General features: G+C 62.3%; 27 protein-coding genes. 20 read left to right on the top strand and 7 right to left on the bottom strand.

What is annotated here, in order from left to right; translation table 11 throughout:
* Positions 1 to 29 precede the first annotated feature (29 nt).
* From A3AU_RS0105535 to A3AU_RS0105525, 3 genes are all read left to right on the top strand, one after another.
* A complete protein-coding gene (locus A3AU_RS0105535; RefSeq protein WP_027051899.1) occupies positions 30 to 659 on the top strand; it encodes a chloramphenicol phosphotransferase CPT family protein in 630 nt (209 codons plus the stop codon).
* Between the two features lie 132 nt (positions 660 to 791).
* Positions 792 to 1,529, top strand: coding sequence for an AzlC family ABC transporter permease (locus A3AU_RS0105530; protein WP_027051898.1), 738 nt, complete (start codon positions 792 to 794; stop codon positions 1,527 to 1,529).
* Complete coding sequence (locus A3AU_RS0105525) at positions 1,502 to 1,876, top strand: AzlD domain-containing protein (RefSeq protein ID WP_245235418.1); 375 nt, start codon at positions 1,502 to 1,504, stop codon at positions 1,874 to 1,876. Before A3AU_RS0105530 ends, A3AU_RS0105525 begins: the two co-directional genes overlap by 28 nt.
* Positions 1,877 to 1,888: 12 nt before the next feature.
* On the opposite strand, the gene A3AU_RS0105520 is transcribed toward A3AU_RS0105525, so the two are convergent.
* The 4 genes from A3AU_RS0105520 to A3AU_RS0105505 all read right to left on the bottom strand — a co-directional run bounded on the left by A3AU_RS0105520 (position 1,889) and on the right by A3AU_RS0105505 (position 4,878).
* Complete coding sequence (locus A3AU_RS0105520; RefSeq protein ID WP_027051896.1) at positions 1,889 to 2,317, bottom strand: HIT family protein; 429 nt, start codon at positions 2,315 to 2,317, stop codon at positions 1,889 to 1,891.
* A gap of 72 nt (positions 2,318 to 2,389) precedes the next feature.
* Positions 2,390 to 3,616: a GNAT family N-acetyltransferase gene (locus A3AU_RS0105515; RefSeq protein WP_027051895.1), complete on the bottom strand. Its 1,227-nt coding sequence runs from the start codon at positions 3,614 to 3,616 to the stop codon at positions 2,390 to 2,392.
* 55 nt (positions 3,617 to 3,671) lie between these two features.
* Positions 3,672 to 4,400, bottom strand: coding sequence for a glycerophosphodiester phosphodiesterase (locus tag A3AU_RS0105510; RefSeq protein ID WP_027051894.1), 729 nt, complete (start codon positions 4,398 to 4,400; stop codon positions 3,672 to 3,674).
* Positions 4,401 to 4,413: 13 nt separating this feature from the next.
* Positions 4,414 to 4,878 carry a RidA family protein gene (locus tag A3AU_RS0105505; protein ID WP_027051893.1) on the bottom strand — a complete coding sequence of 155 codons (465 nt, stop codon included), beginning with the start codon at positions 4,876 to 4,878 and terminating at the stop codon, positions 4,414 to 4,416.
* A gap of 138 nt (positions 4,879 to 5,016) precedes the next feature.
* Between A3AU_RS0105505 and A3AU_RS0105500 the strand changes: the two genes are divergently transcribed.
* From A3AU_RS0105500 to tsf, 4 genes are all read left to right on the top strand, one after another.
* Positions 5,017 to 5,847 carry a cell envelope integrity EipB family protein gene (locus A3AU_RS0105500; RefSeq protein ID WP_027051892.1) on the top strand — a complete coding sequence of 277 codons (831 nt, stop codon included), beginning with the start codon at positions 5,017 to 5,019 and terminating at the stop codon, positions 5,845 to 5,847.
* A 36-nt stretch (positions 5,848 to 5,883) separates the two neighbouring features.
* The gene (locus A3AU_RS0105495) at positions 5,884 to 6,162 is read left to right on the top strand and encodes a DUF4031 domain-containing protein (RefSeq protein ID WP_027051891.1); all 279 of its coding nucleotides are present in this window, start codon (positions 5,884 to 5,886) and stop codon (positions 6,160 to 6,162) included.
* Between the two features lie 203 nt (positions 6,163 to 6,365).
* Positions 6,366 to 7,148, top strand: coding sequence for a 30S ribosomal protein S2 (rpsB, locus tag A3AU_RS0105490; RefSeq protein ID WP_023777441.1), 783 nt, complete (start codon positions 6,366 to 6,368; stop codon positions 7,146 to 7,148).
* Between the two features lie 109 nt (positions 7,149 to 7,257).
* Positions 7,258 to 8,178 carry a translation elongation factor Ts gene (gene tsf / locus A3AU_RS0105485; RefSeq protein WP_027051890.1) on the top strand — a complete coding sequence of 307 codons (921 nt, stop codon included), beginning with the start codon at positions 7,258 to 7,260 and terminating at the stop codon, positions 8,176 to 8,178.
* Between the two features lie 13 nt (positions 8,179 to 8,191).
* On the opposite strand, the gene A3AU_RS0105480 is transcribed toward tsf, so the two are convergent.
* Positions 8,192 to 9,127, bottom strand: a complete 936-nt coding sequence (locus tag A3AU_RS0105480; RefSeq protein ID WP_027051889.1) for a LysR family transcriptional regulator — start codon at positions 9,125 to 9,127, stop codon at positions 8,192 to 8,194.
* Positions 9,128 to 9,239: 112 nt separating this feature from the next.
* On the opposite strand from A3AU_RS0105480, the gene A3AU_RS0105475 reads away from it, so the two are divergent.
* The 13 genes from A3AU_RS0105475 (at position 9,240) to lpxB (ending at position 22,358) form a co-directional block, all read left to right on the top strand.
* Positions 9,240 to 9,767: a nuclear transport factor 2 family protein gene (locus A3AU_RS0105475; protein WP_027051888.1), complete on the top strand. Its 528-nt coding sequence runs from the start codon at positions 9,240 to 9,242 to the stop codon at positions 9,765 to 9,767.
* 53 nt (positions 9,768 to 9,820) lie between these two features.
* On the top strand, positions 9,821 to 10,930 hold the full coding sequence (locus A3AU_RS0105470) for an aldo/keto reductase (protein ID WP_027051887.1): 1,110 nt from the start codon (positions 9,821 to 9,823) through the stop codon (positions 10,928 to 10,930).
* 142 nt (positions 10,931 to 11,072) lie between these two features.
* Positions 11,073 to 11,795 carry a UMP kinase gene (pyrH, locus tag A3AU_RS0105465; protein ID WP_027051886.1) on the top strand — a complete coding sequence of 241 codons (723 nt, stop codon included), beginning with the start codon at positions 11,073 to 11,075 and terminating at the stop codon, positions 11,793 to 11,795.
* Positions 11,796 to 11,904: 109 nt separating this feature from the next.
* Positions 11,905 to 12,459, top strand: a complete 555-nt coding sequence (gene frr, locus A3AU_RS0105460; protein WP_027051885.1) for a ribosome recycling factor — start codon at positions 11,905 to 11,907, stop codon at positions 12,457 to 12,459.
* Between the two features lie 32 nt (positions 12,460 to 12,491).
* The gene (locus A3AU_RS0105455; RefSeq protein ID WP_027051884.1) at positions 12,492 to 13,226 is read left to right on the top strand and encodes an isoprenyl transferase; all 735 of its coding nucleotides are present in this window, start codon (positions 12,492 to 12,494) and stop codon (positions 13,224 to 13,226) included.
* Complete coding sequence (locus tag A3AU_RS0105450; RefSeq protein WP_027051883.1) at positions 13,223 to 14,035, top strand: phosphatidate cytidylyltransferase; 813 nt, start codon at positions 13,223 to 13,225, stop codon at positions 14,033 to 14,035. Before A3AU_RS0105455 ends, A3AU_RS0105450 begins: the two co-directional genes overlap by 4 nt.
* 95 nt (positions 14,036 to 14,130) lie before the next feature.
* Entirely contained in the window at positions 14,131 to 15,273 is a 1,143-nt protein-coding gene (gene rseP, locus A3AU_RS0105445) for an RIP metalloprotease RseP (protein ID WP_027051882.1), read from the top strand.
* A gap of 217 nt (positions 15,274 to 15,490) precedes the next feature.
* Positions 15,491 to 17,869 carry an outer membrane protein assembly factor BamA gene (gene bamA, locus A3AU_RS0105435; RefSeq protein WP_027051881.1) on the top strand — a complete coding sequence of 793 codons (2,379 nt, stop codon included), beginning with the start codon at positions 15,491 to 15,493 and terminating at the stop codon, positions 17,867 to 17,869.
* A gap of 75 nt (positions 17,870 to 17,944) precedes the next feature.
* On the top strand, positions 17,945 to 19,000 hold the full coding sequence (gene lpxD, locus A3AU_RS0105430) for a UDP-3-O-(3-hydroxymyristoyl)glucosamine N-acyltransferase (protein WP_027051880.1): 1,056 nt from the start codon (positions 17,945 to 17,947) through the stop codon (positions 18,998 to 19,000).
* Positions 18,993 to 19,460 carry a 3-hydroxyacyl-ACP dehydratase FabZ gene (gene fabZ, locus A3AU_RS0105425; RefSeq protein WP_027051879.1) on the top strand — a complete coding sequence of 156 codons (468 nt, stop codon included), beginning with the start codon at positions 18,993 to 18,995 and terminating at the stop codon, positions 19,458 to 19,460. Before lpxD ends, fabZ begins: the two co-directional genes overlap by 8 nt.
* 13 nt (positions 19,461 to 19,473) lie before the next feature.
* Positions 19,474 to 20,307: an acyl-ACP--UDP-N-acetylglucosamine O-acyltransferase gene (gene lpxA, locus A3AU_RS0105420; protein WP_027051878.1), complete on the top strand. Its 834-nt coding sequence runs from the start codon at positions 19,474 to 19,476 to the stop codon at positions 20,305 to 20,307.
* Positions 20,294 to 21,193: an LpxI family protein gene (locus tag A3AU_RS0105415; protein ID WP_245235417.1), complete on the top strand. Its 900-nt coding sequence runs from the start codon at positions 20,294 to 20,296 to the stop codon at positions 21,191 to 21,193. The genes lpxA and A3AU_RS0105415 overlap by 14 nt, the downstream gene beginning before the upstream one ends.
* Positions 21,186 to 22,358, top strand: coding sequence for a lipid-A-disaccharide synthase (gene lpxB, locus A3AU_RS0105410; RefSeq protein ID WP_027051876.1), 1,173 nt, complete (start codon positions 21,186 to 21,188; stop codon positions 22,356 to 22,358). The genes A3AU_RS0105415 and lpxB overlap by 8 nt, the downstream gene beginning before the upstream one ends.
* Positions 22,359 to 22,390: 32 nt before the next feature.
* Here lpxB and gltA read toward each other — a convergent pair whose 3' ends face one another.
* Both gltA and gltX read right to left on the bottom strand, forming a co-directional pair.
* On the bottom strand, positions 22,391 to 23,716 hold the full coding sequence (gene gltA, locus A3AU_RS0105405; protein ID WP_027051875.1) for a citrate synthase: 1,326 nt from the start codon (positions 23,714 to 23,716) through the stop codon (positions 22,391 to 22,393).
* Positions 23,717 to 23,899: 183 nt separating this feature from the next.
* Positions 23,900 to 25,324 (bottom strand): glutamate--tRNA ligase, encoded by a 1,425-nt coding sequence (gene gltX / locus A3AU_RS0105400; protein WP_027051874.1) that lies wholly within the window; start codon positions 25,322 to 25,324, stop codon positions 23,900 to 23,902.
* Positions 25,325 to 25,422 lie beyond the last annotated feature (98 nt).

Genomic DNA, 25,422 nt, shown 5'->3' with positions numbered 1-25,422 from the left:
ACGGGGCTTTTTTCATTGGGAGGTGGCGCATGGCTGGTCAGATCATCATCCTTAACGGCGCGCCGCGGTCAGGAAAATCGAGCATCGCCCGAGCCATTCAGGAAAGCTTCGACGGCGCATGGATGAATTTGGGCGTCGACAGCTATGAGCAGATTACGCCGCCGCGACTTCGCCCGGGAATAGGATTGCGTCCTGGTGGCGAACGACCCGATCTCGAAGATTTCGTGCGGCATTTCTATGCCGCGCTCTACGAGTCGATCGCGGCTCATAGCCGCCTCGGGCTGAATGTCGTGACGGATGTCGGGCATCACGATGCCTATTCGAAGCCGCTCGGTATCCTGGCGGATTGCGCGCGACGGCTTGCCGGCCTGCCGGTCCTGTTTGTTGGCGTTCGCTGTCCGATCGAGGTTATCATGGAACGGCGCGCAGCCAGCGAGCCGGGCAGGGCCTACGTCATCGCCTCGCCTGGTGACCCCGTGCCTTCACCCGTCCGCCTGTGGCAGGAAGAAGTGCACAAACCCGGCACCTACGACCTCAATGTCGATACGTCGCTGTTGAGCCCGCAGGACTGCGCCGGAGCAATCGAGCGGCGTCTCACCGGCGCACCGCAGCCATCGGCGTTCCAGACCTTGGCGCAATTGCCGATTGGCGGACAGTAGAGGCCAGTTCCCCAGCGCCGCGCTAACTTGCTTGTCGCACCTTCGACCAGACCGGAAGGGGCCGACTTCCTTCCTGGATCAATGGAAAGACCATACGCGACTTTCGGTGCGGTCGCATCCCGTGGCCGGCACATGTCGACTTGGCCCCCGGACTCCACAGTGCCTCGTTCCACCTGGTTCCTGCGTGGTGTCGGAGCAGCCTTTTCCCTCCCTGGCCTGATACTCATCAGCTCGTTCATTGGCTTCGCCGCCCTGGCGAAAGACGCCGGGGTCACAGCGACACAGGCCGCTTTCATGACCGGGACGGTGTGGGCGCTGCCATCGATGGTGGTGCTGGTGGGCGCGGTCACATCGGGGGCGGCGCTGCCTGCGGCGATGTTGGCCGTCACATTGTCCGCAATCCGTCTGATGCCGATGGTGATGGTGCTAGTGCCCGAGATGCGCACCAGGACAACCCGGCAGCATGTGCTCTATCTCCTCGCGCATTTCGTGGCTGTGACGTCCTGGGTGCTGGCCATGGAGCGCCTGAAGTGCGTTCCGCCTCGCATGCGTACGACTTACTATGCCGGCCTTGGCGCAATGTTGGTGACCACGAACATCATCGTCGTGACGATCGTCTATGCGGTGGCGGATACGCTGCCGTCCGCCGTTTCAGCGGCGTTGCTGATGTTGACGCCGATGTATTTCCTGACCTCGTTGTGGGGTTCCGCGCGCGAACGGGTAGGGCATGTGGCAATGGTCCTGGGCCTCGTCCTCGGGCCGGTCTTCCACATCTTGGTGCCGCGAATCGACTTGCTGGCCGCCGGACTTGTCGGTGGCATCGCCGCCTATGGCTGGCACTTATGGCGGCGCAAGGCGCGCACGGCGTGAGTTACTTTTCCAACGGCGCCTGGTGGTGGCCATACCTGTTCATTCTCCTTGCCGGTTTCGCCGCGACCGATATCTGGCGCTTCCTGGGTGTCTATCTCGGCGGGAAGCTTTCTGAAAATTCAGACCTGTTGGTGCTGGTTCGCACCATGGCAACCGCGCTTGTCGCCGCCGTCATCGGCAACTTGATTGTCTTTCCGGGCGGTGCGCTTGCGCATACGCCGCTTGCCTTGAGGATAGTGGCGGTGGCCCTGGGCTTCGTCGCCTATCTGGCGTCGGGAAAGCGCATGGTCGTCGGCATTGCCACGGCCGAGTTTCTGCTACTGGCCGGGCTTTATCTGAACTTTTGAGTGCTCGCCCCGTCAGCCCGCCAGAGCCGCTCGGATCTTGCCGGCGTGTTCAGCCAGAACTTCCGGTTTCTCCATCTGCCCGGAATGCGGCTTGAGCGGCACACCCTCGAAGCGTGGGATGACGTGAACATGCAGGTGGTACACGGTCTGGCCCGAGGCCTGCTCGTTGAACTGCATCAGCGTGAGGCCATCGGCGTCGAAGGCCTTTTTCACCGCCACCGCCACCTTCTGCACGACCGCGAACAAAGCGCCGAGGGTTGCCGGATCAGCATCGAGCATATTGCGCGACGGCGCCTTCGGCACCACCAGAGTGTGGCCGGTGCCTTGCGGCATCACATCCATGAAGGCGACGACGGCCTCGTCCTCATAGACACGATGAGAGGGAATTTCGCCGCGCAGAATTTTGGCGAAGATGTTGCCGGGGTCGTAAGCTTCGGCCATGGCGGTAGGCTCCGTTTGTGCTCAGTGCCCGGTTTAGCGAAGGCTCGCGTGGGCGGCAAGGCGCGGCGGAACCTACTCGGGGGCCTGGTCCTCGAGATCCTTACGGAACGGGGTATGCTCTTCCAGATATTCGCCCATGCGCTCGACCTCGCGCCGCTCTCGGTTGAGGTAGTCGGCCACCGCGTTGCGCAGGCCGGGATGCGAAATGTAGTGGGCGGAATGCATGGTCACCGGCCGGTAGCCGCGCGCCAGCTTGTGCTCTCCCTGCGCGCCCGCCTCGACCACCTTCAGCTTGCGTTCGATGGCGAAGTCGATGGCCTGGTGATAGCAGACCTCGAAATGCAGGAAGGGGTGATCCTCGACGCAGCCCCAGTTACGGCCGTAGAGCGCGTCGGAGCCGATGAAATTGATGGCGCCGGCAATGTAGCGCCCGTTGCGCCGGGCCATCACCAGCAGGATGTCGTCCGCCATGCGTTCGCCGATCAGCGAGAAGAATTGGCGGTTCAGATAGGGGCGGCCCCATTTGCGGCTGCCGGTGTCCATGTAGAAAGCGAAGAAATCGTCCCAGGCCTTTTCCGTCAGGTCCTTGCCGGTCAGCCAGTCGATCGAGATACCGTCGGCAAGCGCCTCGCGCCGTTCCTTCTTCATCGCCTTGCGCTTGCGTGAGGCAAGCGTGGCGAGGAAGTCGTCATAGGTCGAAAAGCCTTCGTTGAAGAAATGAAACTGCTGGTCCGTGCGATGCAGGAAACCGGCGGCCTCCAGCGTGGCGATGTCGCTTTCCTGGGCGAAGGTGACATGTGCCGAGGACACGCCGAGCTTGTCGGTCACCATCTTGAGGCCGGCCGCCAGCCCGGCCTTCACCGCATCTGGATCCTCGCTCTTGCCGACCAGCAGGCGAGGGCCGGTGACGGGGGTGAACGGCACGGCGCATTGGAGTTTCGGGTAATAGCGGCCACCGGCGCGCTCGAAGGCATCCGACCAGCCATGATCGAACACATATTCGCCCTGGCTGTGCGACTTGAGATAGCAGGGGACGGCACCCAGCAGCCTGCCTTGCGCAGTCTCCAGCCGCAAATGATGTCCTTGCCAACCGGTGCGTCGAACGGCGCAGCCGGAATCTTCCAGCGCGCTCAAGAAAGCGAATGAAACGAGCGGGTTATAGCCGTTTTCCGTATCACCGCGCGTGGTCCCGGCAAAGCTATTCCACTCATCTCCGGTGAACGCGCCAATACCGGCGGCGATGCGGATCGAATAGTCCGCATTTGCTGCTTGCCCGTCGCCATCGTCGCCCTGATCCATGAGGCTTATTTAAGCTCCATCCGGGCCGCTACAAGTCACGTTTCAGACACCCCGCTCAGGCGACTTTGACCAAATCGGGCTCGAACCCTTCGAACGTCATCTGATCGGCATATTTGAAGGTCAGGTCGATCGCGGGCTGATCGTGCACGGTCCAGGTGATGACTGGCATTTTGAGCTTTTCGCGCACGAAGCTGACGAACGGATTCGGCAGGTCGCCGGCGGCGTAGGAGGTGAAGGAGAGCTCATGCGCCAACATGGAAAAATGCGCTTCGATCAATTTCAGGTCCTTGCCATAGGCGGTCAGACCAGCAGGGATGCCGGGCGCATGTTTGGGGAAATCGCGGATCAGCCAGTGATCGAACGACATGACCGCCGCCTTGCCCTTGTAGCGCTTGAGCATCTTGCCGACGCGCGCCACCAGGCCTTCGTCGCGACCGGGAACCCCTTTGAGTTCCACGACCATCGGTACGCGGCCGTCGACGAGGTCGAGCGCTTCCTGAAGCGTCGGCACGTGATCGGATGTGCCGCCAACCTTGAGCGCGGTCAGTTCGGCCGCGCTGCGCTGCCAGACGAAACCGTCCGCTCCGGTCAGTCTTTTCAGGTCGTCATCATGGATGATGATGGGAACGCCGTCCGACGACAGATGCACGTCGCATTCGATGGCGTAGCCGCGTTCGGCCGCGGCCGCGAAGGCGGAAAGGGTGTTTTCCCAGCGCGTCCTGTTCATGTCATGGAAGCCGCGATGGGCAACGGGCCGGGCAGTCAGCCAGGAAAGGTCGGTCATATCAGGCCTTCGCTCATTCGACTTCGAAGATCGCTTCGATTTCCACCGCGGCATTAAGCGGCAGGGAGGCGGTGCCGACGGCGGAACGGGCGTGCTTGCCGCGCTCGCCAAGGGCGGCGACCAGGAAATCGGAGGCGCCGTTGGCAACCAGATGCTGCTCGACGAAGTCGGCGGACGAGGCGACGAAAACCGTGATCTTCACCAGGCGGCGAATCTTCTCGAGATCGCCGATTGCTGCCTTGGCCTGCGCCAGAATGTTGATCGCGCAGTATTTTGCCGCATCCTTGCCGCTTGCCGTGTCGACATCGCGGCCGAGCAGGCCGCTCGCCTGTAGCTTGCCTTCCTTGAGCGGCAACTGCCCGGCGGTGAACAGCAAATTGCCGGTCCGGCAGTAGGGAACGTAGTTGGCGGCGGGTGCGGCGGCGACAGGAAGCGTCACGCCGAGATCACTTAGCCGCTTTTCGATTGTTTCACTCATTGCTTTTCCCTATTGCTGGAAGACGCCGCGCTGGCGGGGCCGAAATTGCTATTTTTGCCTCGCTTCCGCCACGACTTTTTTTAAGCTGGACCATCTTTCCCTGCGGCTTGCCATCAGCCGCGACGATCGGAGTACCTCATGCGCGCAGCGCGCCTTGCATTCCACGCCGTTCTGTTGTCCGCGGCCTTGCCGATAGTCCCCGCTTTCGCCGTGCCGGCGCTGCAGGCGCATCGCGCCGTGTATGACCTCACCCTCAACAAGGCTTCCGACCGCTCCGGGATAACAGGCATATCCGGTCGCATGGTCTACGAATTCAATGGCTCGGCCTGCGAAGGCTATACGGTAAAATTCCGGTTCGTCACCCAGATCGTCACCAACGACAATACGAGACTGACCGACCAGCAGACGACGACTTTCGAGGATGCCGAAGGCAAGACGTTTTCGTTCGTGACCAAATCCTTCGTCGACCAGAACCTCGACAAGGAGGTCAAGGGTATGGCCACGAAAGACGCAAAAGGGCTCAAGGTCGATATCGACAAGCCGGAAAAGAACAGTCTGCAACTCGCCGCGACCCAGTTTCCGACCCAGCATCTGGTCGAACTGATCGGCAAGGCCGAGAAAGGCGAGAAGTTCTACCAGACAAACCTGTTCGACGGCTCCGAGGACGCCAACAAGGTGATGACGACAACCGTTGTCGTCGGCAAGAAGACCGAGGCCGACAAGGCCGACCCGGAAGCTCCGGCGCTGGCCAAGCTCGCCACCGACAAATACTGGCCGGTCGACATCGCCTATTTCGACGACAGCGCCCAGAACGGCGAAGAAGTGCCGGAATACCGGATCAGCTTCAAGCTGCATGAGAACGGCATCACCCGCGATCTCACAATGGACTATGGCGACTTCTCGATGACCGGCAAGCTGGTCAATCTGTCGCTGTTCGACCAGACAAAGCCTTGCCCGGTATCGAAATAGCAGGCTTGCGAAACTGAGCTGGCCACGGCGGGCTTGATGGCAGTCTACGTCGATGCGGCGATCTGGAAGTGGGCCGGCCACCGCTGGTGCCACCTGATGGCCGACGACACCGACGAGTTGCATCGTTTCGCCGCGGCGCTTGCCGTCAAGCGCTCATCCTACCAGGGCCCGCCCAGGACATCGGCGCCGCATTATGACATAACCGGCTTCGAGCGCGACCGCGCGGTGCGGCTTGGCGCCATCGAATGTAGCCGCGAGGAGATCGTCGCGATCTTCCGGCGAGTAAGGGTGCCCAACGGCAAGAAGAAGCGCTGAGGGCGAGGCGCGGATCGTCGCACGCAACCGTGTGCACGCCAAAGCGCTTGCGTTTACGGCGCTTCCCCTCTATACGCCCGCTCATTCCACACACGGACTTTGGTGTCTGCCCGGGAGAAATCCGGCTGAAACCTCCGGTGGCGTTCGAGGACTTTGTCCAAAAATGCCTGTGTCCGTGGAGGCTAACCGGAAAGGAAATGAGAATGGCACTGCCTGATTTCAGCATGCGCCAGCTTTTGGAAGCTGGCATTCACTTCGGCCACCAGACCCACCGCTGGAACCCGAAGATGGCGCCTTACATCTACGGCGCTCGCAACAACATCCACATCATCGACCTCTCGCAAACGGTGCCTTTGCTGCACCAGGCGCTGAAGCAGGTTTCCGATACCGTCGCCAAGGGCGGCCGCGTTCTGTTCGTGGGCACCAAGCGCCAGGCGTCCGACATCGTTGCCGATGCCGCGCAGCGTTCGGCCCAGTATTATGTCAATTCTCGTTGGCTCGGCGGCATGTTGACCAACTGGAAGACGATCTCGAACTCGATCCAGCGCCTGCGCAAGCTCGACGAGATGCTGGCCGGCGAAGCCCAAGGCCTCACCAAGAAGGAGCGCCTGAACCTCGACCGTGAGCGCGAGAAGCTCGACAAGGCGCTGGGCGGCATCAAGGATATGGGCTCGACGCCCGACCTGATGTTCGTGATCGACACCAACAAGGAAGCGATTGCCATTCTCGAGGCCAAGCGCCTCGGCATCCCGGTCGTCGCCATCATCGACTCGAACTGCGATCCGGACAAGATCGACTTCCCGATCCCCGGCAATGATGACGCCGCGCGCGCCATCCAGCTCTATTGCGACCTGATCGCCAAGGCCGCCATCGACGGCATCGCCCGCCAGCAGGGCGCGCTGGGTGTCGATATCGGCGCTTCGGTCGAAGCCCCGGTCGAACCGGCTCTCGATCCGGCTCCGGCATCGGAAGCCCCCGAGGCTTGATAATCGAAGGCCGGACACGGCCTTCATCTTTCTCATATTTTGGCACGCTAAACAGACGCATCATCGAGTACCGATGGTGCGTCGGTGCATTTAAAACAAAGAGGCGACAATGAGTATTTCGGCTGCACAGGTCAAAGAACTCCGCGACTTGACCGGCGCGGGCATGATGGACTGCAAGGCGGCGTTGACCGAGACCAACGGCAACATGGAAGAAGCCGTCGACTGGCTGCGCAAGAAGGGTATCTCCAAGGCCGACAAGAAGGCCGGGCGCACCGCGGCCGAAGGCCTGATCGGCGTTGATGCCGGCGTCCGCGAGGCTGCCATTGTCGAGGTCAATTCCGAGACCGACTTCGTCGCCCGCAATGCCGCGTTCCAGGAAATTGTCGCCAATGTCGCCAAGGTTGCGCTGGCCTATGGCACCACCGAGGCCGTGGCTGCCGCAAAGTACCCGGGTTCGGACAAGTCCGTCACCGACACCATCAAGGATGCCGTCGGCACCATTGGTGAGAATCTGGGCTTCCGCCGTTCGGCTAAGCTGACCGTTCCACACGGCGCGGTTGCGACCTATGTCCACAATGCGGTTGCCGATGGCCTCGGCAAGCTCGGCGTGCTGGTCGCGATCGAGACCACTGGCAATGAACATGCCGCCAACGCGTTTGCCCGGCAGGTCGCCATGCATGTCGCCGCCACCAACCCGCTGGCGCTGACGGCAGAGCAGATCGATCCGGCCGCGGTCGAGCGCGAGAAGGCGATCTTCGCCGACCAGGCGCGCCAGACCGGCAAGCCGGAAGCGATCATCGAAAAGATGGTCGAGGGTCGCCTGCGCAAGTTCTACGAGGAAGTCGTGCTCCTGAAGCAGGCCTTCGTGCTCAATCCCGACATCACCGTCGAGAAGGCGCTGAAGGATGCCGAGAAGGAGATCGGCGCGCCGGCCAAGATCACCGCCTACCTGCGCTTCGCGCTCGGCGAAGGCATCGAGAAGGAAGAGACCGATTTCGCGGCGGAAGTCGCCGCGGCGGTCAAGAAGTAAGCTTCCTACCGCTTTATTCCGAATGTGTTTTTCGGCCTGACGTCCGCTGGGACATCAGGCCGATTTCTTGTGCGGTGTCGATGAAGGCCCGCAGCTTCGGCGCCATCGCCGCCCGGCGCGGGAAGTAGAGGAAAAGGCCAGGCTCCTCGATCGCCGATTGCGGCAGAACCTGCACCAGGCGGCCAGCAGCAAGATCCGCGCGCGCCAGCGGTTCGAACATGTAGGCGAGACCCACTCCGGCGAGTGCCAGGTCAATCGCGGCGAGCGAATCCGTGACTATGGCCGTGCCGCCGGTCTCCATGACGACATCCTCGCCGTCCTCTGTCAGGTCCCAGCGATAGAGCGCACCGGAGCGGACCAGACGGTAGCCGATGCAGTTGTGGTTGGCGAGATCGGCCACGCAGCGCGGTCGGCCACGTCGCCCGAGATAAGCCGGTGCGGCGACGATGACGGCTTTGAATGGATGCGTGAGCCGCACGGCAACCATGTCCTGCGCGATCATCTCGCCCAGCCGGATGCCGGCGTCAAAACCTTCGCCGACGATGTCGACCAGCCCCTGATCGGCGAAGACCTCCACCGTAATGTCTGGATAGCGCTCGGCCATCGCCGCGACGATCGGGGTCACCCCCAACGGAATCGCGATGTTGGAGGCGTTGATCCTGAGGAGGCCGGACGGCCGGCCCTTGACGCTGCGGATACGGTCCATCCGCTCGGCAATGTCCTGGAGTGCAGGGGCCGCCGTTTCCACCAGCGCCTTGCCGGCCTCGGTGAGTGAAACGCTACGCGTCGTGCGTGCGAACAAGGGCTGGCCGATCCGTTCTTCGACGATACGCACGGCATGGCTGACAGCCGAAGGGCTCATGCCGAGTTCGGCGGCGGCAAGCGCGAAGCCACCGCGTCGGGCAACGGCGACGACGACAGGCAGGTGGCTCAGCAGATCCCGATCCATTCATGCATGATATCGCATAGTCTTTGCGAACAATGCAATCTTATCGACGCGAAAGCCACGGTCCACATTGTCGCCAACACATCGGCAATTGATGGCATCGAGGAGAAGAGACATGAATGCGTTGAAGCACGTAACGTTCGCGGCAGGCATGGCGCTGGCGCCGATCGATGCCGGCGGGGCGGAACCTTCCGGCTGGCAAGCGCTCGCGGACGAACGCGCGGTCATCCGTATTGCCGACGGCATCGACCGCGCCGTCGACGCCCAGGACTGGACACTGGCGCGCAGCTATTTCGCGGATCGGGTTACCGCCGATTTCAGCAGTCTTTCCGGGCAGCCCGCGGCCAACATCGCCTCCGACGATCTGATCGGCGCCTGGGCCGGCAACCTCAAGGGCAGCAAGACAAGCCTGCATCTGCGCACAAATCACCAAGTCGTTCTCGAGGCGGACACGGCGACCGTCCGTTCGAACGGCTATGCCTGGAACCGGATGGAAGGCAATGGCGACCCGCTTTGGGAAGTCTGGGGCACCTACGAGCACCACCTGACGCGTTCCTCCGCCGGCTGGAAGGTCGACGGCTTTGCGTTCCGAATGACGCATGAGCGCGGCAATTTCTGGGTCAAGACGACGCCGGGACACTGACACTCCCGGGCATTGGCGCCACGGCATTCACTACCAAGCATTGGAAGACGATCATGAGCATGACCTATTACACTCTCGGCAACAGCGGCCTCAGGGTCAGCAGGCTGGCGCTGGGCACCATGACTTTCGGCAAGGAATGGGGTTGGGGAACCGACAGGGATACAGCGCGCGCGATGTTCGACGCCTATGTCGAGGCGGGCGGCAATTTTTTCGACACGGCGGATCTCTACACCGGCGGCACCGCCGAAGCCTGGCTTGGTGAGTTCATCGCCGAGCGGGGACTGCGCGATACGGCGGTGATCGCCAGCAAGTTCACCATGAACATGCAGCCCGGCAATCCGAACGCCGGCGGCAACGGCCGCAAGAACATCATGCGGGCGGTCGATGCCTCGTTGAAGCAGTTGGGCACGGACTATATCGATCTCTATCTCATGCATGTGTGGGACAGGCTGACGCCGGCCGAAGAGGTCATGCGCACCCTGGATGACCTGGTGCGGGTGGGCAAGGTGCGCCATGTCGGCCTGTCCGATGTGCCGGCCTGGTATGCGGGGCGGGCACAGGCGATCGCCGAACTGCGCGGATATGAGCCGGTTTCGGCGCTACAGCTCGAATACTCGCTGGCCGAACGGATGATCGAGAACGAGTTCGTGCCATTCGGCACGCGCCATGGTGCCGGCATCATGGTGTGGAGCCCGCTCGCCAGCGGGCTGCTCAGCGGCAAGTATCGGCCAGCCCAGGCCGGAAACGCCGGCCGGCTCGACGGATTCCGCAATTCGACCCATCCGGGCTTCCAGAAGTTCACGAAGCGCAACTGGGCCATCGTGGCCGAACTCGAGAAGGTCGCGTCCGAACTCGGCCGCAGCATGCCGCAGGTCGCGCTCAACTGGGTGGCGACGCAGCCGGGGATCGCCACCGTCATCCTCGGTGCGACGACCCTTTCCCAGATCCAGGACAATCTTTCCGCGCTGAACTTCGACATCCCGGCAAGGCTTCGCGACCGGCTGGATTCGGTCAGCGGAACGCCGGCGCCGTTCCCCTATTCCTATTTCGGGCCGCAGATACAGGCGCGCGTCACCGGCGGCGCCGCAACCGGTGACAAGCCCTCCGGCTACGCATCACCGGTGCTTGTGGAGGGCGTGCCGGCGAGCGTGTCCACCAACTGATCGATCGGGCAGGATCGCATAAATTGGCAGGTCGGGCGCCGCGTGACATCGCGGCGCCCTTCGTGTATCGGAACCCGGTGTTTTGGGATGGCGCCTGTGCGAATGCCTGCCCGGATACCATATGCAAAATGACGAGGACCAGATGACGGTGAAGCCCCTCTACCGACGTGTCTTGTTGAAAGCGTCGGGCGAAGCGTTGATGGGCGAACAGCATTTCGGCATCGACGTCTCGGTCGTCGATCGCATCGCCGCCGACATTGCCGAGGCTCGTGCACTGGGCATCGAGGTCGGCGTCGTCATCGGCGGCGGCAATATTTTCCGCGGCGTGGCTGTCGCCTCCAAGGGCGGAGACCGCGTCACCGGCGACCACATGGGCATGCTTGCCACGGTCATCAACTCGCTGGCACTGCGCACATCGCTGAACAAGATCGGCGTCGAAGCCGTGGTGTTGTCGGCGATCGCCATGCCCGAGCTTTGCGAAAGCTTTTCGCAGCGCCAGGCCACCGCCTACATGAACCAGGGCAAGGTGGTGATCTTCGCCGGCGGCACCGGCAATCCTTTCTTCACCACTGATTCGGCCGCGGCACTGCGCGCGGCCGAAATCGGCGCCGATGCGCTGTTCAAGGGCACGCAGGTCGATGGCGTCTATTCGGCCGATCCGAAAAAGGACCCGAACGCGACGCGTTTCGAGCGCATTACCCATGCCGAAGTCATAAATCGCGGCCTTTCCATCATGGATACGGCAGCGATTGCACTTGCGCGCGAAAACAACATTCCGATAATCGTCTATTCGATCCACGAAAAAGGTGGTTTCGGCGACATTCTGAGGGGCGGCGGCCGCTGCACGGTCGTCGCGGACAATTGATCCGGGCCTGATCCCTTGAAAAGGGGAAACCGGCTTTTTCGAAGATCAGGCTCGAACGGGGCCGTGCCCGAAGCAGTGAACCCGCGGCAGACGGGTCGAGGAGACTAAGATGAGTGGTGAGTACGACGATCTCAAGCGGCGCATGGATGGGGCAATCGCCGCGTTCAAGCATGACCTGGCTTCGTTGCGGACCGGTCGCGCCTCCAGCAATCTGCTCGATGCCATCCAGGTGCAGGCCTATGGCACCACCATGCCGATCAATCAGGTGGCCAACGTGACGGTGCCGGAGCCGCGCATGATCTCGGTGTCGATCTGGGATAAGTCGATGGTTGGCGCCGTCGACCGCGCCATCCGCGAATCGAATCTGGGATTCAATCCGATCGTCGACGGTACCAATCTGAGGATTCCGCTGCCGGAGCTCAACGAGCAGCGCCGCAAGGAACTGGTCAAGATTTCGCATGGCTATGCCGAGAACGCCCGTGTCGCCGCACGCCATGTGCGCCGCGACGGCATGGATTTCCTGAAGAAGGCGGAGAAGGACGGCACGATCAGCGAGGACGATCAGCGCAAGCGTTCGGACCAGGTCCAGAAACTTACCGACGAAACGATCAGCACCATCGATCATCTGCTTTCCGATAAGGAAGCTGAAATCATGCAGGTTTAGGGTTGGCCGCCGACTGACCCGAAAGCGAGATCATGACAACGCCCGCGCATGTCGCGATCATCATGGATGGAAATGGACGCTGGGCCAAGGCGCGCGGCATGCCGAGGCTCGCCGGTCATCGCGCCGGCGTCGAGGCGTTGCGCAAGACGGTGCGCGCGGCACCGGATCTCGGCATCTCCTTCCTGACCGTCTACGCCTTCTCGTCGGAGAACTGGTCGCGGCCGAAGTCCGAGGTCAGCGACCTGATGGGGCTGTTGAAGCTGTTCATCCGCCGCGACCTCGCCGAACTGCACCAGAGTGGCGTGCGGGTCAGGATCATCGGCGACAGGGCCGGGCTGCAGGCCGACATCCGGGGGCTGCTCGACGAGGCCGAATCGCTCACAGCCGGCAACGAAGCGCTGACGCTGGTGATCGCCTTCAACTATGGCGGGCGCGACGAGATCGTCCGCACGGCGCGCAAACTTGCCGCGGCCGTGGCACGGGGCGAAATCGACAGCGAGGCGATCACCGCCGAAAGCTTTGCCGGCGCTCTCGACACGCAAGGCATTCCCGATCCGGAGCTGGTCATACGCACCAGCGGCGAGCTTCGCCTGTCCAACTTCCTGTTATGGCAGGCCGCCTATAGCGAACTCGTCTTCCTGCCTTGCTATTGGCCCGACTTCAGCCGCGAGCATCTCACCGAGGCGTTGCGCGAATTTGCCGGCCGCGAGCGCCGATTCGGCGCATTGGGGCCGCAAGACGTCGCTTCGCGACCGGCCGCGGGATGAGCAACCTTCAGCTCCGCGTCATTTCAGCGGTCGTGCTTGCCGTCATTGCGCTTGGCCTGACCTGGCTTGGCAGCCTGCCTTTCCGACTTCTGTGCGCAGCCATGTCGGCGATGATCTTCTACGAGTGGACACGCATGTCGCGGCCTGCGGTCAATGGGCTGAGCTTCCTGCCCGAGGCGCTGGTCGTCGTTTTCATAGGCGCCTTGATTGGCGGGCTTTCGGCATCCTGGCTGCTGCTGCTTGTCGCGTTTCTGACTGCCGTGACGGCGATAGCCGCCCAGGTACGCAAGACGGGGCAATGGGAGGCGAGCGGCCTTGCCTATGCCAGCGTGTCCGGCCTGTCGCTCGCCCTGTTGCGCGATGGCGACAATTCGGGCCTGGTCGCCATCCTGTTCCTGTTCGCCGTCGTCTGGGCGACCGACATTTTTGCCTATTTCGTCGGGCGCGCCATCGGCGGTCCCAAGTTGGCGCCGTCGATTTCGCCCGGCAAGACGCGCAGCGGCGCGCTCGGAGGCGCTGTCGGTGGCGTTGTCGCCGGGGTTATGCTGGCGGCCGCCGCCGGTGCCGGCAACCTGGCTTTGCTTGGCCTTGTCGCACTTGTGCTTTCGATTGTCGCCCAGGCCGGCGACCTGTTCGAATCCTGGGTCAAACGGCGGCATGGCTGCAAGGATTCGGGCATGCTCATTCCAGGCCATGGCGGCGTCATGGATCGTGTCGACGGCCTTGTCGCGGCGGCTCTCGCTCTATACGTGATCGGCTGGATTTCGGCGGGCGCCGATCATCCGGCGCAGGGGCTGTTTCCGATTTGAATGATGTCGTTCCACGATCTGGTGCGGGCGCCTTGGATTCGCCCGGATTGATGTCACAGTCACCGCGCGGCAGCGGAAGAATTTGAGGGGATGAGTTGAACGGGATTCTTCACGCGATTTTCAGCACCGACGGCTTGTTTCTCGGCACGCTCGTGCCGTTTCTCTTCGTGCTGACCGTGGTGGTGTTCGTCCACGAGATGGGCCACTACCTCGTGGGCCGCTGGTGCGGCATCGGGGTCAGGGCCTTCTCGATCGGCTTCGGTCCCGAACTCTTCGGCTTCAACGACAGGCACGGCACGCGCTGGAAGCTTTGCGCGATACCGCTTGGCGGCTATGTCAAATTTGTCGGCGATATGAGCGCCACCTCCAGCAAGCCGACGTCGGACGAACTCGAGACGTTGACCGAGGAGGAGCGCAAAGTTGCCTTCCACACCCAGGCTATCTGGAAGCGCGCGGCGACGGTGGCGGCCGGGCCTCTGTTCAATTTCCTGCTGACGATCGTCGTCTTTTCCGTGCTGTTTGCCGCCTATGGGCGTTATGTCGCAGAGCCCATGGTGGCGGAGGTTACAGCGGACAGTCCGGCCGCAAAGGCCGGCATCCAGCCCGGCGATCGATTCGTCAGCGTCGACGGCAGCAAGGTCGAAACCTTCGGCGATGTGCAGCGGCTGGTCTCGGGCCGCGCCGGCGATACCATCACCTTTGTCATGCTGCGCGATGGCAAGGAAGTCACAGTGACCGCGACCCCGCGGCTGATGGAACAGGACGACGCGCTCGGCAACAAGGTCAAGGTCGCCGTGATCGGTGTCGTCAACAACAAGGAGCTCGGCCAGCCCCGTCTCATCACCTACACCCCGGTCGGGGCGGTTGCGGCGGCAGTCGAGGAAACAGGCCACGTCATCGAGCGCACCGGCCAGTTCCTGCAGCGTTTCGCCGTCGGTCGCGAGGACAAGTGCCAGTTGGGGGGGCCGGTCAAGATCGCCGACATGGCCGGCAAGGCGGCCAAACTCGGTTTCGAATGGCTGGTGCAGCTCGTCGCGCTGCTTTCCGTGGGCATAGGTATTCTAAATCTTTTGCCGATTCCCCCCCTCGACGGCGGCCATCTCTTGTTCTACGGGGTGGAGGCTGTCATCCACCGGCCGGTGTCGGAACGGATGATGGAAATGGCCTATCGGGCCGGTCTGCTTGTGGTCCTATGCTTCATGGGTTTCGTGTTCTGGAACGATCTGTTTGGATGCTGAAATCATGAAGAAATTTGGCCTGGCAGCGGTCGATGTTGAGACGCCGTTTACCATGCGCGGGGATATGAGTGACGCGAAAGCCACGCACCAGGGTTAAGTAAATACAAATTAACCAGAAGCCTTGCGTGTAGGGAAAATCCGGTTAATACGGTAGGGGAAATTACCGCACGTCCGGTTTTCTCGCCGTGGGGACTACGAGAAAAGGTTATTAAGCCCGATGAAGGCAGCATCCAAGTTTCTAAGCGCCGCGTCCGCGGCGGCACTGTCCGCCGCTCTGGTCGTACCAGGTGCGCTCGCAGTGCAGTTCGTTGCCACATCGTCGGCTGAAGCCGCCGTCGTCAGCAGGGTGGAGGTGACCGGCAACCAGCGTGTCGACGCCGAAACCATCCGCAACTACATCACCATCAAGCCTGGCAAAGCCTTCTCCAGTTCCGACATCGACAGCGCGGTGAAGGCGCTGTTCGGCACAGGGCTGTTCTCTGATGTGCAGATCAACCAGGTCGGCTCGACCCTGGTGGTCAAGGTTGCCGAATACAAGGTCGTCAACCAGGTCCTGTTCCAGGGCAACAAGAAGCTCAAGGACAATGCGCTTGAGGCGGCGGTTCAGTTGAAGCCGCGCGGGACGTTCTCGCAGGCGACGCTCGATTCCGACGTCGAGGCGGTCAAGGCTGCCTACAGGCGCATTGGACGCGACGATGCCGGCGTGACCACGCAGATCATGGATCTCGGCGACAATCGCGTGAACGTGGTTTTCAAGATCACCGAGGGCGACCGTACGCAGATTGCGGCGATCAATTTCGTCGGCAACAGCGCCTATTCCAGCCGCCGCTTGTCCGACGTTATCAACACCAAGCGCTCGTCCTGGGTTTCGTTCATCCTGCGCGATGACGTCTATGACGAGGATAAGCTGCGCGCCGACCAGGAGTTGCTGCGTCGCTTCTACTACAATCACGGCTATGCCGATTTCCAGGTCGTGTCGGCCGTCGGCGAGCTCGACAATGCGACGAACAAATACACCGTCACCATCACCGTCCAGGAGGGTGAGCGTTACAATTTCGGCGATATCAGCGTCGAAAGCACGATCCCGGAAGTCGATTCGAAATCGCTGGAATCGGTTGTCGAGACACGCAAGGGCGACGTCTACAACGCCAAGAATGTCGAAGACTCCATCATCGCGCTCACCGAGAAGGTGGCCGGTTCGGGCTACGCCTTCGCGCAGGTGACGCCGCGCGGCGACCGCAATTTCGAGAACCATACGATTTCGGTGGTCTATACGGTCGACCAGGGCACCAAGGCCTATGTCGAGCGCATCGAGATCCGCGGCAACGACCGCACGCGTGACTATGTCATCCGCCGCGAGTTCGATGTCAGCGAAGGCGACGCCTTCAACCAGGTTCTCATCCAGCGTGCCAAGAAGCGCCTGGAGAACCTCGATTACTTCACGTCGGTCGACATCTCGACAGTGCCCGGCTCGCAGCCGGACCAGGTCGTCCTGGTGGTCACCGTGGTCGAGAAGTCGACGGGTGAATTCTCGGTCGGTGCCGGCTATTCGACCGGCGGCGACACGGCGGGTCCGTCCGTCGAAGGTTCCATCACCGAGCGCAACTTCCTCGGCCGCGGCCAGTTCATCAAGCTGTCGGCGGGTGGCGGCAAGAATTCGCGCGACTACAGCCTGTCCTTCACCGAGCCGTATTTCCTCGGGCGGCGTATCGCAGCCGGCTTCGATATCTACAAATCGACGAGGCAGTATAACAACAACTACGACAGCGACACCACGGGTGCGACGGTCCGTTTCGGACTGCCGATCACCAACAGCATCACGACCCAGCTGGCGTATAATATCTCTCAGGAGAAGTATAAGGTCGACAGCAATTGCAATCCCACCGACGCGATACCGCAAGGTACCTGTAATATTTCCGCAGCCATCCTGGATGCCATAGAACACCAAAGTCCGTGGATCAAGTCGTCGGTCAGCCTGGGGCTGGTCTACAACACCATCGACGACATGAAGAACCCACATGAGGGTATCTATGCCAACACGACCGTCGAGGTCGCGGGTCTCGGGGGCGATGCCAAGTTCGTGAAGGTCACTGGCCGTGCCAGCGTTTATCAGACACTGTCCGAGCAGCTCGACCTCGTGGGCTTGATTTCGGGTGGCGCTGGTCACGTCGAAGGTTATGGCAGCGACGGCGAGCTGCGCGTATTCGATCACTTCCAGAGTACAGACCGCATGATCCGTGGCTTTGCCTACGGTGGTATTGGTCCGGTCGCTTCCGGCACAAGCGGTGACCATCTCGGCGGCACGACATACTTCAACGCGTCTACCGAAGCCCAGTTCCCGTTGCCGGTTGTTCCGGAGAGCTTCGGCTTGCGTGGCGCGGTGTTCGCAGATGCGGCGACGCTCTATGGCAGCAAGCTTGCAACTGGCTTGGTCAATCCAGATTCTACTGGCATGAAATTGCGTGCCTCGGTCGGTGTTGGCCTGATGTGGGCCTCGCCGTTCGGTCCGATCCGTATCGACTATGCGATCCCGGTCAAGAAGGAAGCGAGCGACGACGTGCAGGAATTCAACTTCGGCATATCGACCCGCTTCTGATCGGCGGCAAACGATGCTCCCGGATTTTTTGGATTCGGGAGAAATGTTCCGACCTAGCTGGATATAGCTTCTGGAATGACCGATCCGGTGTTCTTCGCGCCATCACGCCGGTATACGGCGGCCGAAGTCGCGAATCTGACCGGCTCGGTGCTTGTCGATTCCGGCCACTCCGACGTTTCGATCGAGGCCTTGGCACCGGCCAACGAGGGCGGCGGCAGTGCACTTGTCTTCGTCGACGGCAGGCGCAATTCCGCGTTGATGCCGTCGCTGCGGGCGGCCGCGGTCCTGTGCCCGGCGGAATTCGCCAACAAGGCGCCGGCTGGCGTGGCTGTGCTGATCCATCCGCGTCCGCAACAGGCATTCGCGCTGGTCGGTCGACTGCTGTTCCCGACAGCCGCCACGCCGGGGCCGATGACCGGTGAAACCGGTGTGTCGCCGCATGCCCATATCGATCCGACCGCGCATGTCGAGGCCGGCGCCGTCATCGAGGCCGGCGTGGTCATCGGGCCGCGCGCCTCGATAGGCCGCGGCACCGTCATCGCGCCGAACGCCGTCATTGGACAGTCCTGCCAGATCGGCCGCGACGGCTATGTCGGACCGGGCGCCAGCATCCAGTATGCGCTGATCGGCAATCGGGTCATCATCCATGGCGGCGCCAGGATCGGCCAGGACGGGTTTGGCTTCGTGGGCGGCGCCAAGGGACCGGAACGTGTTCCCCAGATCGGACGTGTCATCATCCAGGACGATGTCGAGATCGGCTCCAATTCGACCGTCGATCGCGGCGCCATGTCCGATACGATCATCGGTCAGGGCACCAAGATCGACAATCTCGTGCAGATCGCCCATAACGTCCGCATCGGTCGCAATTGCATAGTGGCCGGGCTTTCGGGTATCTCCGGTTCCGTGGTCGTGGGTGACAATGTCACCATGGGCGGCGGCGTCGGGCTTGCGGATCACCTGACGATCGGCACAGGAGCCAAGCTTGCCGCCAGAAGTGGGTTCATGAGCAATGTGCCTGCCGGCGAGATATGGGGCGGTTATCCGGCGCAGCCGATGGCGGAAGCAATGCGGGAGATAGCCATGTTGCGCACGATGGCCAGGGCACGCAAACAGGGCAAGGACAATGGCTGATATGGTGGCGGCGGCGACGCTGGAAGCGGTCGACATAATGGGGCTGATGAAGCTTCTGCCGCACCGGTATCCGTTCCTGATGATCGACCGTATCGTCGACATCGACGGTGACAATTCTGCCGTCGGTATCAAGAACGTCACCATCAACGAGCCGCATTTTCAGGGGCATTTTCCGGAGCAGCCGGTTATGCCGGGCGTGCTGATCGTCGAGGCCATGGCGCAGACGGCGGGCGCCATCTGCATCCGCAGCCTCGGGGCGTCGAAGCCGTCGCTGGTCTATTTCCTGACCATCGACAACGCTAAATTCCGCAAACCGGTCGTTCCCGGCGACCAGTTGAAGATTCATGTCAAGAAAATCAAGAAGCGCGGCAACCTGCTCAAATTCGCCTGCGAGGCCCTGGTCGATGGCACCAAGGCGGCCGAGGCCGAGATTTCAGCCATGATGGTCACCGGCGACTGACGATCGAGTGCCTATGAAAATCAAGACTTCAATCCATCCTTCCTCCGTCGTGGAGGAAGGCGCCCGACTCGGCCAGGGCGTGCGCATAGGCCCGTTCTGCCATATCAGCGCCGATGCCGTGATCGGCGATGGTGTCGAACTGGTCAGCCATGTCTCCGTGATGGGCGCGACGACGATCGGGGCGTCGACCAAGGTCTACCCGATGGCGACACTGGGCGCGCCGCCGCAGAACACCAAGCACAAGGGCGGTCGCACCACGCTTGTCATCGGCGCCAACTGCACCATCCGCGAAGGCGTCACCATGCATGTCGGCACCGATACCAGCCGCGGCGAAACGACGGTGGGCGACAACGGCAATTTCCTTGCCTACGCCCACATCGCCCATGATTGCGTTGTCGGCAAGAATGCCACCTTCGCCAATGGCGCGACGCTGGGCGGACACTGCGAGATCGGCGACAATGTCTATATCGGCGGCCTCAGCGCCGTTCATCAATTCGTGCGTGTCGGCGACAACGCCTTTCTGGGCGGGTGCTCGGCTTTTGTCGGTGACGTCATTCCCTATGCCATTGCCGTCGGCAACCGTGCCTCCTTGCGCGGTTTGAACATCATCGGTCTCAAGCGCGCCGGTCTGCCGCGTTCCGAGATTTATCTGCTGCGCAAGGCTTACAGGACGATTTTCGACCGCTCCCGCACCGTCGGCGAGAACATCGAATTCGCCAAGGCCGAGTTTGCCTCTTCGCCAACAGCCATGAAGATCATCGATTTCATCTCCAGCCGCGGCAAGCGCCACTATGCGGTGCCATCGCTCAAGGCAGGCGATGGCGACGACACCGATGATGAAGACTGAGACAGCGGCCGCAGGTCTTCTTCTCCCGCCAGATGCCAAGGTCGGCATCATCGCCGGCGGCGGCAGTCTCCCGGTCGAAGTCGCACAGGGTTTGGCCGCGCATGGTTATCCGCCTTTCGTCCTCCTGATGGATGGGGAAGCCGATCGCCAGCAGGATTTGCGCCGATACGAGCACGACAGTCTGGCCCTCGAGCAGATCGGTTCCCTGGTGCCGACTCTGAAGCGGCACGGAATCACGCATCTGGTGCTGGCTGGTGAGATCAAACGCAGGCCGCAATTGGCCAAGATTCGCCCGAGCCTTGGCTTGCTGTCGATCGTGCCGTCGGTGATCATGGCACTGGCGCGCGGCGATGACGGCCTGTTGAAGGTTGTGACACGCGGCCTGGAAAAGCGAGGCATCAAGGTGATCGGTGCGCATGAGGTCGTTCCCGAACTCGCCGCCGGCCAAGGCACGCTGACCTCGACAAGACCACAGCAATCGGACTGGCGTGATATCGAGGCAGCGAGGCAAGCCGCCAAGGCGATCGGCGCGCTCGACATTGGCCAGGCAGCGATTGCGATCGGTGGCCGGGCGATCGCTCTCGAAGGCATAGAAGGCACCAGCGGCCTGCTCGAGAGAACGCGGGAGTTGCGCAGCCACGGCCGTATCGCCGGCAAGACACGCGGCGTGCTGGTCAAATGCGCCAAGCCCGGTCAGGAGCTGCGTGCGGATCTTCCCTCCATCGGCCCGCAGACGGTGGAGGCGGCGCATGCGGCCGGGCTTGCTGGTATCGCCGTCGAGGCGGGGCGCTCGCTGATTCTCGAAGGTCCCGCAACCCTGTCACGCGCCAATGAACTGGGCCTGTTCATCGTCGGCCTGGCTGCAGCGGAGCCTGCGCATGGCTGACAAGGCGCTTAAGATCGCGATCGTCGCTGGGGAAGAATCGGGCGATCTGCTTGGCGCCGACATCGTGCGATCTCTGTGCCAGATAACGGGCCGCAAGGTTCAACTCGTCGGCCTCGGCGGCCGCCATCTCGGCGAACTGGGCCTGGTGTCGCCCTTCGATGCCGGCGAGATTGCCCTGATGGGTTTCAGTGCGGTCCTGCGCGATCTGCCGCGCCTAATCAGGCGGATCGGCCAGCTGGCCAAAACCATCGCCGACGAAAAGCCGGATTGTCTGATCACCATCGACAGCCCGGACTTTTCCTTGCGCGTCGCCAGGAAGGTGCGCGCGGCCAATCCGTCGATACCGATCATCCACTATGTCTGTCCGAGCGTCTGGGCGTGGCGGCCGGGCAGGGCGGTGGCGATGAAGCCTTATGTCGACCATATCCTCTGCATCCTGCCGTTCGAGGTGAAGGAACTCGAGCGGCTGGGGGGGCCACCCGGCACCTATGTCGGGCATCGCCTGACGCATGATGCGGGTGTGCTTGCCGCTGAGAAGGCGCAGGCATTGCCGCGCGATCTTGCCCAGGACCGCACCAAGACTTTGCTCGTCCTGCCCGGCTCGCGGCGCGGCGAAGTGCGGCGGCTAGTCGACGCGTTCGGCGAGACCGTGTCGATGCTGCGTGCGCGCGGACATCGCCTGAGGCTGTTGCTACCGACGGTTCCGCACGTTGCCGATCTGGTCAAATCCTCGGTCAACCGCTGGGATGAAAAGCCTGAGATCATCGTCGACCCCCAGCGCAAATGGCAGGCGTTCGGCAAGGCCGATGCCGCGTTGATCGCGTCGGGGACCGTGTCGCTGGAATTGGCGTTGGCCGGCGTGCCGATGGTCTCTTGCTACAGGCTCGATCCCATCGCACGCGCCATTGCGCCCTATTTCGTTTCAGTCTGGTCGGCGCTGTTGCCCAATTTGATCGCGGATCGTGCGCTTATCCCGGAGTTCTACAACGAGTACGTCAAGCCGAACAATCTGGCGCGCCAGTTGGAAGCGCTGTTCGCCGACAGCGGCATGCGCGCCTGGCAGAAGGACGGGTTTGCCGAGATCGCCAGGCGCATGGCAACGGACAAGCCGTCGGGCGAGATCGCTGCGGGCGTGGTCCTGCGTCACATGAAAAAGGCGCCCTGAGCGGCGCCTTTTCGATTTCAAGCTGCCTTCAATCAGCGCTTGGCTATCGGCACGTAGTCGCGCTCCGGCGCGCCGGTGTAGAGCTGGCGCGGGCGGCCGATCTTCTGGCGCGGGTCCTCGATCATCTCTTTCCACTGCGCGATCCAGCCGACGGTGCGGGCGACCGCGAACAGCACGGTGAACATGGTGGTCGGGAAGCCCAGCGCCTTCAGCGTGATGCCGGAATAGAAGTCGACGTTCGGGTAAAGCTTCTTCTCGATGAAATAGGGGTCGGTCAGCGCGATCTTTTCCAGCTCCATCGCGATGTCGAGCAACGGATCATCCTTGATGCCGAGCTCGCCCAGAACCTCGTGCGCCGTCTTCTGCATGATTTTCGCGCGAGGATCGTAGTTCTTGTAGACGCGGTGGCCAAATCCCATCAGCCGGAACGGGTCGTTCTTGTCCTTGGCGCGGGCAATGAATTCCGGGATGTGATCGACATGGCCGATCTCGCCCAGCATGTTGAGCGCCGCCTCGTTGGCGCCGCCATGGGCCGGACCCCACAGGCAAGCGATGCCGGCGGCGATGCAGGCGAACGGGTTGGCGCCCGACGAGCCGGCGAGACGAACCGTCGAGGTCGAGGCATTCTGCTCGTGATCGGCGTGCAGGATGAAGATGCGCTCCATGGCGCGAGCCAGCACCGGGTTGATCTTGTACTCCTCGCACGGCACCGCAAAGCACATATGCAGGAAGTTTGCCGCAAAACCGAGATCGTTCTTCGGGTAGATGAAGGGTTGGCCGATATGGTACTTGTAGGCCATGGCCGCGATCGTCGGCATCTTGGCGATCAACCGCATGGATGCAACCATGCGCTGGTACGGATCCGAGATGTCGGTGGAATCGTGATAGAAGGCCGACAGCGCGCCGACCACGCCGCACATCACCGCCATCGGGTGCGCATCGCGGCGGAAGCCGGTGAAGAACCGCGACATCTGCTCGTGCACCATTGTGTGGCGCGTCACTCGGTAATCGAAATCGTCCTTCTGCGCCTTGGTCGGCAGTTCGCCGTAGAGCAGGAGGTAGCAGACTTCGAGGAAGTCGCCGTGTTCGGCCAACTGGTCGATCGGATAGCCGCGGTGGAGAAGAATACCGGCATCGCCGTCGATGAAGGTGATTTCGGACTCGCAGCTTGCCGTCGAGGTGAAGCCGGGATCGTAGGTGAAGGCGCCGGTCGTGCTGTAGAGCGAGGCGATGTCGATGACATCAGGCCCGACGGAGCCGCTCCGCACCTTGAATTCATGGGTCTTGCCGGCGAATTGAAGCGTTGCCGTAGCCTCTGGGTTCGCGCCCACATCCAGTTTTTTCGCAGCTTCGGTCATTGCAAACTCCTTCTTGTTTCCTCATGCCGGCAAAGGCAAATTCCGCAGAGCGACACGTCGAAATCACCGCAATGCGCGTATTCGCCACCGCATTCTAGGAGGTGCGTGCCAGATTGGGCCAAGGCACAATGTTGCACTGCGAAACGCGCCTTTCAATGCCAATCTTCTTGGGCCAGGTTGCTCCTAATCGATTTGATCCGCTATGCGCGCCAAGCTTTCCTCGCGCCCGAGCACGGCAAGCACGTCGAATACACCCGGCGAGGTGCTTTTGCCGGTCAGCGCGGCCCGCAATGGTTGGGCCACAGCGCCGAGTTTGTGCCCTCCAGCCAGCGCATAGTCGCGGATCGCGGCTTCCGCCGCGGCAGCCGTCCAGTCGGCTGAAAGCGCGTTCAAAGCTTCGAGAGCGCCACGCAGGACCTTGCGGGCATCGGCGTTGAGCAGGAGGGCCGCCTTTTCGTCGATCGGCATGGGCCGCGTGGCAAACAGGAAGGCCGCGCCGTCGACAAGCTCGACCAGCGTCTTGGCGCGCTCCTTCAGGCCCGGAAGGGCCGCCAGCAGCTGTGCCTTGTTCCGATCATCAAGGCGTTCGGCCATCGCCGGGCCGCCCTCGAGATAAGGCAGAGTGGCGATGAAGATATCGAACAGCTCGGGGTCGGCCATGCGGCGCATATGCGCGCCGTTGATCGCTTCCAGCTTGGCGAAATCGAAGCGGGCCGCGCCCTTGTTGACGTCGCCGATGTCGAACCAGGAAATCATGTCCTTGATCGACATGATCTCGTCATCGCCGTGGCTCCAGCCCAGGCGCGCCAGATAGTTGAGCAGCGCTTCCGGCAGGTAGCCCATGGCGCGATAAGCCTCGACGCCCAGCGCGCCGTGACGCTTCGAAAGCTTGGCCCCGTCGGCGCCGTGAATCAGCGGGATATGCGACATCGATGGCACATCCCAACCCATGGCATTGTAGATCACCGTCTGGCGGGCGGCATTGGTCAGGTGGTCGTCGCCACGAATGATGTGCGTCACACCCATGTCGTGGTCGTCGACGACGACGGCATGCATGTAGGTCGGATTGCCGTCCGAACGCAGGATGATGAAGTCGTCGAGATCCTTGTTGGGGAAGCGCACCTCGCCCTGGACGCGGTCGTGGACGATCGTCTCGCCCGCGGTCGGCGCCTTGATGCGGATGGCGCCCTTGACGCTTGGCGGTGCCTCGGATGGATCGCGATCGCGCCACTGGCCGTTGTAGCGCGGCGGCAGGCCTTTGGCCCGCGCTGCCTCGCGCATTGCCTCCAGCTCGGCAGGCGTCTCGTAGCTGTAATAGGCCTTGCCCAGACGCACGAGTTCCTCGGCCACCTCGCGGTGGCGCGGGGCGCGCTCGAACTGAGAAACCGCGTCGCCGTCCCATGACAGGCCGAGCCAGGTCAGGCCGTCGAGGATGGCAGCGGTCGCGGCATCGGTCGAACGCTCGCGGTCGGTGTCCTCGATGCGCAGCAGCATCGTGCCGCTCGTGTGTTTTGCGTAGAGCCAGTTGAACAGCGCCGTGCGCGCGCCGCCGATGTGCAGATAGCCGGTGGGCGAGGGGGCAAAACGGGTGACGACCTTGTCGGACATGGAACTCTCGCAAACCATCTGAAGCGGGGTGCGGCTGCGCGGACTTTCGCGCGCCCGGCGTTCATGTAGCATAGGGCGTCAGGGGTGCAAGGGGCAGA

The sequence above is a fragment of the Mesorhizobium erdmanii USDA 3471 genome, from assembly GCF_000472705.1.
Classification (GTDB): Bacteria; Pseudomonadota; Alphaproteobacteria; order Rhizobiales; family Rhizobiaceae; genus Mesorhizobium; species Mesorhizobium erdmanii.
Note: the sequence above shows the minus strand (reverse complement) of the source record. Positions and strands in the feature narration are given on the sequence as shown.